Genomic DNA, 11,009 nt, shown 5'->3' with positions numbered 1-11,009 from the left:
AAATCTTCTACAACCTACGCGAAGCTCAAATTCTGATCGAGCAATGGAGGAAACACTACAACACAAAACGCCCCCACAGTGCACTGGGCTATCGCCCGCCAGCGCCGGAAACCATCATCCCGATGGATCACAGGCCGATGATGCACTAACAATCAAATTGGACCAGTCAGATGAGGCTGCTCAGTTTGAACTGGCACTGAATCGCGACCTAAAAGCGGCTATTTGAACGAGGTACTACGTCGCTCAAGACGAGCTCTCAGAAAGTCTTATCTGCGAGGCGTTCGAATGTCAGATTCATGCGGCGTGATCTGCAATTAAACCGTCGAGTTTGATTGGTTACTTGTCCAAAGTCTTTTGCAGCATTCGTGTCCCTCTCAAACATAGGGCACATAAAAAATCGGACGTGGCGTTTGATGCACCCAGTCTCATGAGCAAATCTGAAGACGGCCTGGCACTCTTCGTCTGTCTCGATTTTTTGCCGGTAGCTCGCGTATTTAGCTAGGCTTTGGAAAGAAAAGGATGCTGTGGCAAAATCGCTGGGCCCCTCATGGGGCGAAAGGTACCCATGGTGCTTTCCGCCAAAGCGATCAACAAGCGCGATCCAAGAACGGGCATATGCTTCGAACTCTGTAAGTTTTCCGGGAATAATCTCATATTGAATAAAGCATGTAATCATTATTTCCCCAACTAAACAGCGTCCGGTCCTACCTCATGTAACAAAACAAAATGGGTTTCTTGAACCTGTTTGTTCATTGCGACGTGCAAACCGTTCAGCGGTTCGGTCCGCTTTTTTACGTAGTCCCATGCGTCCAGCGATGCCCGATGGGAGTGAAAACACATCTCAAACACGATAGCTACGTCAGGAACCCCAATAAAACGGTTCGAGGTTTTTACAAACCATGCACGAGTGCGCTCCCTTACTTCAAGGTCACCTTCTTCCAAATTCTTCGCGAGTTTGTACTAAGCGGCGTCAGACTTACCTTGTGCAGCTCTTTCCAAAAACGGGGATGTCACCACACCAAGGCCGTCAGTTTCAAAGGCCGAACCGGGTCTTATTTCAAACCACATGCTTTTCTCGGCATCCAAGGGTTCTGATGAAACAATTACGCCGTTATTTCCCTTCCTATAGTATAGACTTGGAGCAAATCGATCCGACGCATAGCGTGCAGCGAAAAGCTTCTTTCCGTTGGACCAACACGCAGCGAATCTCATGAAAGGAGCCGTTCCATTCTTTCTGGACAGAGCTTCCACTTGCAACACAGCACGACTCATCGCACCGACTGGATCAGTGTCCAAACCTTCGCCATGTGCAATTAGAAATATTGCTTCGCTTTCGGTGGCACCAAGACGATGGATATAGTGGCTTGCGGGGATCATACCGTCGAGCTGTTGACGGATTTCTTCATGACCTCCCGCTTGACCATTATGCATGAAACACCATTGATCCATTCCGAATGGGTGGCAGTTGTTACGAGACGTCGCTGTACCGGTTGATGCGCGCACGTGAGCCAGAAACAACCTTGACTGAGTGTGATGTGCAAGTTGCTTCAAATTTGCGTCTGACCAAGCCGGATTGGTATCTTTATAGAAACAGGGCTCTTGTCTTTGGGAATACCAAGCCAAGCCAAATCCGTCTGCGTTAATGGGCGTCTTCCCAATAATGGCGTTCCGGCTTTGATCGACGAGCGACTGTTCCTGGTTCAGCACCAATTCATCAAGGTATCTCGGACTGCCTATCCAGGCTAGAAAACGGCACATGTTGCCCCCAAAAATTGGTTTTGAGGTAAGATACCTTTTTCCAGAAGTTCAAATACTGCAGAAATTCACAAGATTGATCGCAATAGTCTATCAAATGATCTGCAGTTCTTATCATTGGCCAATCAAATCTCTACCACTTACCCATCGGGCAATCATAAGGACCTCTCAAATAGCCTTCGAGCAACGCTTGGCAAAAGGTGCATCGCCAAATCTACGGACGTGTGCTTAGGAAATAGGACGGCTCCCTTGTCCGCGTCTCCAACATTGTTCAACGACATCAAAGTCTTATCGCACGCTCCTGTTTCGTGGTGAGCGTTATGAGAATATCCCTTGAATTGAAGCTAACTAGTTTCAGCGCATTATTCGCGAACGACCGCTAAGCGGATATTTTGTTGAAAAACTCTTCCTTGATCGATGCATGAACTGCTGATTCAATTCTTCCAATGGGTGGGAGGATTGAGCGATGTTGGGACAGAGACAGGAAGCGCAATCGTCGCTGTTTTATGAGTTCTCATTGGAGAACCACATTCCCCAAGATCACCTGCTTCGGTCGATTGATCGCTTTGTTGATCTGAGCCGCATTCGAGCGCATCTTGGCGCTGGAATTGACCAAAGTCTAAGAGGCTCTGGCTTCTCTGGCAGCGTGCGGGGCCCGGGAAATTCGGACCCCGCCCCCTGGGGTATAGACCAAATTTGCGCCGAAAGCCTGCGCACCGGCCGCGTAGAAAAATGTGCGGCGCTGGTACTTTCGAGACGTACTTACATAGGTTAAGACTATTTTGAGCCGTCCTCTAAGCTCTTGAAATCACCTGATTGCACTGGGGGATAATACCTGTTTAATATTTTTTTGGTGCCGAAAAGTATTATTTAAGCCTGCAGAGATTCATAGGAAAGAATGTCAGGAATTAAACGAAGAACACTGGGTGACAATGATTACGGGCTTCGAGATCGCCCGAACACTCGAAACGATCTGAAAATGATGATAGCCCATGTTACATCAGTCGGATGGGCTAGAGAAATACTCAGACAAGAGCTTATCAATGCCAGCTATTGTCCCGTTTTTGAAGAGGAACTATCTTACTTTTTTGCCCTTCGACCAGCATACAAAGTGAAAGGTAGCTACGAAAAACACTCGCTTCTGGACTACTTCCCAGTAGTGTTCATGCTGGACGCATCACTGTTACCCGAACCGTACCACATATATCCTTTTGATACGGGAGGCGCTTATGCTGGCGCATTTGACGACGCAGCAAGTCCATACATCTTCTTAGAGGATTATGCGTTGAAGCCCTCGCTAGCAGCTGCGAGGGATCACATTTTTTGGGCCTACGAAACACCGAAAGAGTATTTCGACGGAGAACTAAGATCAAAAATTCATGAAGATACACCTAACTGGGACGCACATGCGCAGAGCTTTCTTGCGATTGCGCGGCTCGCAACAAAGGGGAGCAATCGTCCAGATTTGAGAGCTTCCTCCATTGAAATAGCCTATAAGATTCACGTGCCACTGAAAAACAATCTCAAATTCGCGGTATTTCCGAAGCAGTTTTTGGAAGACGAGAGAGGAGAGAACGTACAGGTACTCCAGAAGATTCAACAACTTGGGATTGATTTCGAGGTTTATAATTGGCACCCAAATAGCTTACCCCAAGATTTCCATGAAGAAATTAATAGCATAGTTCGAAGTCGCCTATTTGAAACTGGTGAATAGCGATGTTTAACTTCCAATTGATAGGGTATGAGTCTCAGTTCTCATTTGGCTTCGCGCTCCCACTCTATGGATTGCCCGAACAAACTAACACTCTCTATGCATCAAAAGTAGATCATCAACAAAATGTTGTAGATTTCGTTCCTTTCCAGCCGCAAGAATTTTCGGAAGTTACGATCGATCAGCGATACCGAATGGATGTAGGTTCAAAGCAAAAGTATGTTTTTCTTACTAAGTCAAGGACGCTAATTGGAAACGCATCTGAAATTTGGAACGAGATAGTTACTGATGTAAACGAAGTCTTGGACTACGCACCACTTAGCTTCATCGACGCTGCGCTCAATGCGAACATTCGTCTGTCCGAAGGTACTGCCTATAAGGTCAAAAGCACTATTATCAAACGCCTTGGAGAACGAGGCTCTAACGCTTGGGTTCGGGTGCTGGTTGACCAAATTTACCGCAAAATGTGCCGTGTTATTTCAGAGCCTCACCGCAAACTAGCTTTGATGAACTACTCAGTCGGAACAAGTACTCGGGCGGGTAGGATGCAAGCAAAAGTCGTTATTCACGATCCTCTCGGGAAACTCCCAGCTGTTATGTTTGTAGGAATTTCGAGCGAAATTAAGCTGTATTTGTCCACTTTTGGGATTACATTCGATGGCGTCTTTTTTAGCGACAACTTGAACCTTGAAGCAATTAGACGGTTGAACCTTACTGAACAACACACACCGCGATCTTTGGAACAAATCGCACGCGCGCGCGAACCTTTTGACAGTTCAATTTATGATGCGGCGATTTTATTCGTTTGCGACGATAATACAGCTCTTTCGGTTATTGCGGAGGGTTTGGCTACTGAAGTATTGGATGAAAAAATCTATTCAACTTCTTGCGGTGTCTCAGTTGGCCCCGAGATTGATGAATCTGCAATAGCAGTGTGCAAGGAGTTCGAGATTGATGTTTCACACATTCGACCAAAAACTATGGACGACATGCAACTATGGGGTGACGATCTCCAGTCCTTTACTTTGATTGTAGCACTTAGTCCGAGCGCGCAGCGCCTCGCACTTGATCTAACAAGATTTTATCATGTCGATGTGGAATACTGGCCTGTGATAAATCCCGTCGGGCTAGGTCAAAACGAGTCAGAAAAAATGGAAGCATACGGACAGGCATACAAACGGATACGAGAATATATCGATCAATTGAAACGCCGCGGATTGCACCCGAGATATAACCAAAATTAAGATGTACGGAGCTACGGCTTCAAATGCTGCTTTTGGGTTCGAGAAACCTCCTCAAACTTCACTATTTTTCTCCAAATTTTCATCTGCGAATGATTCGCCAAGAGCGAACAGCCGAAAGGGGCGAGCAGATGTTTTTTGCGAACGAAGAGTCGTTCAATCGGTCGGCAGAGAAAAGGGCAGAGACTGCATTGATGTGGCTTCACACGTTCAACGCAAGCGAAATCGACGAGACCAGTGGAGCTATGCAGTTCAGCCTTTCGATCTACGATCTCGGACATGCGTTTTTTGAGATCCGTACGATGATGGCTAAGCGCCCAGAAAGTGTGCCACACGAATGGTTGCTCAGGCGGGAAGTCGCACTTGCGCGGCGCAACGTTCTGACACGATACCCAAGGCTTCTGGCTACGCATCTCGTTAACAGTGGCTTCGATGCGCTGGAGGGTCTTTTGGACCATTCAACGAAGGTTGAATCCCGTCGGGCTCCGTGGAACGTTTCTAACGCGTTGGCTGTGTCTCACGTTCTCCAGAACATTTTGCACAATATCCATAACATGCACATGTACGGTCTATTCGACTTTGATAGCGCGCTGGCAAGGCCAAAGACTTCGATATCTGCTCGCACGCATGATCCGGAGTCCAAGTGTTTGCATTGAGTTGAGTTTTTAGTAGAGAATGCTTTTTAACATTGGGCCCTCTAGGAGGGTTGGCTTATACTACCAACAGTTAGATTGATAAGTTTCTAGAGGAATAGGCCCGTCTTCCTGCAATTACCTTTTCTAACGGGCAACGAAGTAGTGAGATCTCTGATTTGAATGACGAAAAACCTCTGGCTCAGAAGCGCTTCACTTGCCGCCGACCATACGAAGATTCAGATGCAACGGCTTTTTGGACTTGGCTAAAACGGCGATTCAATTTCAGTGAGAAACCCCGCCGCAGATTTCTTTCACATCAGATTGAAACTCTGGCTGGGCGGCTCGATCTTGCAGAAGTAGATCCTCAAGCAAATCCCGAGGTTGCGAATAGGATAATGGCTGTAAGGGCCGCTATCGATGAAGCCCGGCGCGGTCTAAGCCTGGAAAACAACAACCACGCGATGTTTGCTTTGCATGATGCGAGGCAGATTTTTGTAGGATTGCAGTCGCCCGAGGAAATGGCCGCCCAGATTAGTGTATTGCAAGGTGAGATTGAAACGCCTCAGTTTGAAGAGCTCAAAGAGTTTATCTCAGAAAATCTGAATATCGCGAAACAAGCCCTCGAAGAGAGTGACAGGAAGACGTCCGTTGCTTACCTTGAGTCCGCTCTGCAGATCCGCGACAATCACGTAGAAGCCCAATTCATAAGCAAGTCTAGGCTAAGCTTCATGTTGGCAGTATTGGCTATCCTGCTTGGGCTAGGAACTGTGGCAATATTGTACTTTTTCAAGGATTATTGTGCCCACATTTCGGATGCCGAAACACGTCTCTCAAAATGCGCGGTAATCGCACAGGCGGGTAGTGAGGCAGTATTTAGACCTCTGTGGATGATCGCGCTATTGGGTGCTCTCGGCGCGACACTGAGTTCTATGATGAGTTTTTCCTCGGGCAGAAAAATCCCAGATCTCTTTACGAGCCTCTCATCGACACTCGTCAGGCCATTGATCGGCGCGTTATCAGGTCTCATCGGACTTTGTATTATGTCTTTAGGACTCATCGATATTGGCAACAAGATGTCTGCTCTTTTTCTTATAATCTTTGCTTTTGGGTTCAGTGAGAGACTTGTCCTTGGTGCGATAACCAGAGTCGACTTTAGACTACAGTCATAAGTAGCGCAGAAACCTGATGACCATAAAAAAGTATTCAATTCACTATCCTGACGATTTATCAGATGCGAATTTCTCTTCGATGGCAGCTATGAGAAAGTACCTGGAATCCGAAGCAGAAGCATACTCGGGTTTTCTAAATCTGTTGGAAACACACCCCCTGCTTAGTGCTGTCCAGGGATATGATGGTGGCACAGTTTCGGGCGAGCAGATCGCCAACTCGTTTCAGCAATTGATCGATAGTCTGGGCGACCCTGAAATCTTCGAGAGCAAGCAGGACCATAAAAGCTATCACGGGATTGCACTTCCACCTCCCTCAATCTCGCTAGAAGGCCGTCTACTCTTAGGGTTAGTTAGCAATCAGCGCTCTACGGAAGCGCTGAGCGTCTTTCTTTGGTTTGCTGCCCGCCAGATGGCTATCTCCGCGAACGGAAAAGGACAGATCGCAAGAAGCGTAAAGTACGGCGAGGAACTCGTAACTGCGGCATTTGCGGCAGAAGCTCTACCCTTTAGGAACGAGACTTCCCAGCGCCTTGCCGGCGCAATGCGCCGAGCTGAGAACCAGAGCGAAGCCCTTAATGAGGAGGTTGAGGCGGCTCAAAAGATCAATTCTGCTCACGAAAAAGAACTAGAGATTTGCCGAGAGAACATTTCAACCCGCGCAAAGCGGATCGAGCGCATCTTTCTCAATCGTGAGCGAAGGCATCGACGTCAATTCTTGGATGATCTTTCAGAGTTCGAGTTGGATCGAGATGAGGCGTTCAAAGAATTTCGTGTGCACCAGATGATGGCAAAACGCGCCAATGATGAACAACTGACGAACTACGAAGCAGAATTCCATCGATTGAAGGACTTATTTTACTCGCAACTCAGACTTCGAGCCCCTGTGAAGTTGTGGGAAGGGCGCTCCAAAGAGCATGCTAAAAACGCTCGTCGAGCGCTTATTGCATTTTGCTCAGTTGCGCTGATCGCTATCTTCGCGGCGGCCATAGTGCCATGGGCATACGGCGATTACATCGCACAGAGTTTTGTTGCCGTGTCGTGTAGCCCGGTTGATCCTGCCGATTGTACAAGGGGTTTTTCTGCCAAAGGACCGCTTACGATCGCAGGGTTGCTATTGGTAATGTCGTTGGTGTTGTGGGTTATTCGACTGCAATACCGGATTTATCTGAGTGAACGCCATCTTTCTCTTGATGCGGAGGAGAAGCGCGCGTTCTCAGAGGCTTACTTGGCAATGACAGAAGGTAAAACCGCGGGTGCCGACAATGAGGCAATCGTCTTTGCTGCTCTGTTTCGACCAACTCAAGACGGCATCATTAAAGATGACGATAGTTCCGTTGATCTTTCGGCCGCTGCGCTTTTGGCGAAACAGCTTAGCCGTAGCCAATAACACCAGGGAAGTAGATTCCCTTGGCTGTTCGGAATGTAAAGCACATTAATGGACTGCAGGACTTGTGCTGCCCCGGTGCTGCCCGAGCGAAATATAGTACTAATTCGCAGCTAAGAGCGCGAACCAACCCATTGTAAATATTGTAATAATTGGTCGGAGTGAGAGGATTCGAACCTCCGACCCCTGCCTCCCGAAGACAGTGCTCTACCAGGCTGAGCTACACTCCGACCGTGGCGGGTGATCTATACTTGGTCTTTTGGATACGCAAGGGGGATTCTGGGCGAGGCCAACATTAACACGTTGGGTTTTGGTCATATGTGCGCTGCGCTTTGAGACGCGTGTTCTAGCCGTCGATCACGCCAGCGGATCCGTCCGATACAAACGAATTTTTGTGCCTCCGTGGTCGACGATTGGTCCGGGGGACAGCAACGGCAATCGCGTCGCGCGGGCAAGTCCGGATGAGGTTGTGACGATGCCCACTCGCCATCCTTTAAATCGGCTCATCAGAACTTTACCCAAGCTGCCATAGAGCGAGCGCAAACGTTTTTCGTCGCCAATACGTGCGCCATAGGGTGGGTTTACAATGACCAAACCCGCAGGACCTGGGGGGGGTTTGATGTCGCTGACTGCACAATGCTGAAATCGGGTATATTGATCGACTTTTGCGTGTTTTGCGTTGGAAAGCGACGCCTCAATTGCCCCGGTGTTTCGATCCGAGCCAAGAAACTTCAGGTCGGTCTCATTTGGTTGTGCTTGGGCACGAATTCTTTGCCAGGCAGCCTGATCAAACCCAACCATTTCTTCAAACGCAAAATGGCGTGAGCGGCCTGGTGGCAAGCCAAGGGCTATCTCGGCGGCTTCTATGACAAACGTGCCAGAGCCACACATCGGGTCCAGTACCGGTTCAGACCCGTCAAATCCGCATTCGCGAAGGAACATGGCCGCCATCGTTTCGCGCATCGGAGCTTTGGCGACAGCGGGCTTGTGGCCGCGTTTGTGCAGTGGCTCACCCGAGCTGTCGATCGATAGAGTGCAGATGTCTTTTTCGATTCGAAGTAAAACGCGTAGTTTGCCTTCGGCTGAGATTGGTGCGCCCAGCGTCTCGGATATTGCCCGTTCAATCCGCTGTCGTGCGGCCCTAGCGTGGTAGATACGTGATTTGCGGCTGGTTGCTTCGACCTTGGTTGGAACGTCCGTCCTCAGATAATCTGCCCACGGAAACTTTCGGGCTCGTTTGTCCAGCTGTGCCAGATGCACTGCGGGGAAGCTGCCCAACCGAACCAGGACTTTGTTGGCACCGCGCAGCAAAAGATTGGCGCGCCAAACTTCGGGCCAACCGCCACGGCAAACGACACCGCCCGCTACAACACGTGCGCCTGAAAATCCCCGTTCGCTTGCTTCCTGGCACAGAGGTGCTTCCAGTCCAGGCGTGGCGATCAGGAAAATTTCGAAATCATTGTTGTCTTCCATTTCCGCTGCTTACACCGGAAAGCCAGCAGGTGCGAACGCAATTTGGGCAAGCGCAGCATTCGAAGCGCAACAAACTCATAAGAAAGTGACAATCCATCTCAAGATTGGGCGGTAACAGGTTTGCGTTTGCCCGCATCCCCGCGTAAAGGGTCCGTGATCGGAATTACGCTTGCGGATTCTGGTCGGTTTTTGGCGCTTTTGCGCCCGGGCTGATCGGAAATTTCGTGTTATTTCTTGGCACCATTGTAAGATGACCAGCAGCAAGCGCAGTACAGAGGCCTGGAAGAACGTAGCGACATGCAAACTTTCAAACTAAAAAAGGGGTTGGATCTGCCAGTTGAAGGCGCACCTGAGCAGAAGATCCAACCAGGGCCTGAGTTTTCCAGCGTTGGTGTGTTGGGAGGCGATTATCTTGGCCTGAAACCCCGGATGCTGGTGCAGGAAGGTGACAAGGTTCAGCGCGGAACGCCGCTGTTCTGCCACAAGGATGCGCCTGATGCGATGATGGTTGCGCCGCTGACCGGGAAGGTCGTGGCGATCAATCGCGGCGCGCGCCGGGTCCTGCAGAGTGTGGTGATCGAGGTCTCGGATGCCAACGACCTGGGCCTGGATTTTTCGGGCACCGGAGATTCTGAAAGCGCCGAGGGTGTTACGACCAAACTGTGCGCCGCAGGATTGTGGACCTCTTTCCGGACGCGGCCTTATTCAAAGATGCCTGATCCTGGCACCAAGCCTGCAGCAATTTTCGTGACCGCAATGGACAGCGATCCGCTGGCCGGTGATGCGGCATTGATTATTTCGGACGCGGGCGACGCGTTTGCAGCAGGCCTCGCAGCCGTCTCAGAACTGACCGAAGGCAAGACTTATCTCTGCCAGCAAGAGGGAGCTTCGATCCCAGGCGCTGATCTGCCTGGAGTTGAAGCGGCTGCATTTTCCGGGCCGCACCCTTCGGGCCTTGCCGGAACCCATATTCACTTTCTTGAACCACTGGCGGGCGACAAGCAGGTTTGGACAGTTGGCTATCAGGACGTGATTGCGATCGGTCACCTGATGCAAACCGGTCATCTGGATTCGAACATCGTGATTGCTCTGTCTGGGCCGGGGGCTCGTCAGCCGCGCCTGATCCGCACTGTGATGGGCGCATCGACCGATGATCTGACCCGGGATGAAGTGAACGTCGATGGAATCGCAAGGATCATCTCGGGCTCGATCTTGTCGGGGCAGCACGCGGACGGTCCGACCGCCTATTTGGGCCGTTTTGCGCGTCAGATCAGCATCATTCGCGAAGATCATGATCAGCACACGCTGGGCTGGATTCTTCCGATGCCTTCGAAATATGCGGTACAGCCTGTTCTGGGATCAGCCTTTGCCAAAAAGCTCTATGCATTCACCTCGAACCTGAATGGTGGTCGCCGAGCTATGGTTCCGACGGGTGTGTTCGAGGAGCTTATGCCGCAGGATTATCTGCCGACACAACTGCTGCGGGCGCTCTTGGTGATGGACACCGATACCGCGCAGGCATTGGGTGCGCTCGAGCTGGACGAAGAGGATCTGGGACTGGTGGGCTTTGCCTGCCCGGCAAAATATGAATACGGGCTGGCGCTGCGCGACTGCCTGACCAAGATTGAAAAGGAGGGCTGA

10 protein-coding genes and 1 tRNA gene are annotated in these 11,009 nt (G+C 50.0%); 7 read left to right on the top strand and 4 right to left on the bottom strand.

Annotated elements, in window-relative coordinates; genetic code table 11:
- The coding region (locus ACR0B3_RS12670) for an integrase core domain-containing protein (RefSeq protein ID WP_480809400.1) at nucleotides 1-149 on the top strand (149 nt) is incomplete at its 5' end.
- Between the two features lie 107 nt (nucleotides 150-256).
- Here the strand turns inward: ACR0B3_RS12670 and ACR0B3_RS12665 are convergent.
- Nucleotides 257-676, bottom strand: coding sequence for an NIPSNAP family protein (locus ACR0B3_RS12665; protein WP_480809398.1), 420 nt, complete (start codon nucleotides 674-676; stop codon nucleotides 257-259).
- Nucleotides 677-960: 284 nt separating this feature from the next.
- On the bottom strand, nucleotides 961-1,758 hold the full coding sequence (locus ACR0B3_RS12660) for a class II glutamine amidotransferase (protein WP_480809397.1): 798 nt from the start codon (nucleotides 1,756-1,758) through the stop codon (nucleotides 961-963).
- Nucleotides 1,759-2,653: 895 nt separating this feature from the next.
- Between ACR0B3_RS12660 and ACR0B3_RS12655 the strand changes: the two genes are divergently transcribed.
- The 5 genes from ACR0B3_RS12655 to ACR0B3_RS12635 all read left to right on the top strand — a co-directional run bounded on the left by ACR0B3_RS12655 (nucleotide 2,654) and on the right by ACR0B3_RS12635 (nucleotide 7,898).
- Nucleotides 2,654-3,469: a hypothetical protein gene (locus tag ACR0B3_RS12655; RefSeq protein ID WP_480809396.1), complete on the top strand. Its 816-nt coding sequence runs from the start codon at nucleotides 2,654-2,656 to the stop codon at nucleotides 3,467-3,469.
- Between the two features lie 2 nt (nucleotides 3,470-3,471).
- Complete coding sequence (locus ACR0B3_RS12650; RefSeq protein ID WP_480809395.1) at nucleotides 3,472-4,710, top strand: arsenate-mycothiol transferase ArsC; 1,239 nt, start codon at nucleotides 3,472-3,474, stop codon at nucleotides 4,708-4,710.
- 23 nt (nucleotides 4,711-4,733) lie between these two features.
- Complete coding sequence (locus tag ACR0B3_RS12645) at nucleotides 4,734-5,363, top strand: hypothetical protein (protein WP_480809394.1); 630 nt, start codon at nucleotides 4,734-4,736, stop codon at nucleotides 5,361-5,363.
- A 155-nt stretch (nucleotides 5,364-5,518) separates the two neighbouring features.
- Entirely contained in the window at nucleotides 5,519-6,511 is a 993-nt protein-coding gene (locus tag ACR0B3_RS12640; protein ID WP_480809393.1) for a hypothetical protein, read from the top strand.
- A gap of 16 nt (nucleotides 6,512-6,527) precedes the next feature.
- Nucleotides 6,528-7,898 (top strand): DUF6161 domain-containing protein, encoded by a 1,371-nt coding sequence (locus tag ACR0B3_RS12635; RefSeq protein WP_480809392.1) that lies wholly within the window; start codon nucleotides 6,528-6,530, stop codon nucleotides 7,896-7,898.
- A gap of 150 nt (nucleotides 7,899-8,048) precedes the next feature.
- Here ACR0B3_RS12635 and ACR0B3_RS12630 read toward each other — a convergent pair.
- Together ACR0B3_RS12630 and ACR0B3_RS12625 are read right to left on the bottom strand one after the other, a co-directional pair.
- Nucleotides 8,049-8,125, bottom strand: a tRNA-Pro gene (locus ACR0B3_RS12630).
- A gap of 127 nt (nucleotides 8,126-8,252) precedes the next feature.
- Nucleotides 8,253-9,368, bottom strand: a complete 1,116-nt coding sequence (locus ACR0B3_RS12625) for a THUMP domain-containing class I SAM-dependent RNA methyltransferase (RefSeq protein WP_480809391.1) — start codon at nucleotides 9,366-9,368, stop codon at nucleotides 8,253-8,255.
- Between the two features lie 297 nt (nucleotides 9,369-9,665).
- Between ACR0B3_RS12625 and ACR0B3_RS12620 the strand changes: the two genes are divergently transcribed.
- Complete coding sequence (locus tag ACR0B3_RS12620) at nucleotides 9,666-11,009, top strand: Na(+)-translocating NADH-quinone reductase subunit A (RefSeq protein WP_480809390.1); 1,344 nt, start codon at nucleotides 9,666-9,668, stop codon at nucleotides 11,007-11,009.

This window comes from Ruegeria sp. CE9 (assembly GCF_056537425.1).
The sequence above is the reverse complement of the archived record's forward strand: the minus strand, read 5'-3'. Positions and strand labels throughout refer to the sequence as shown.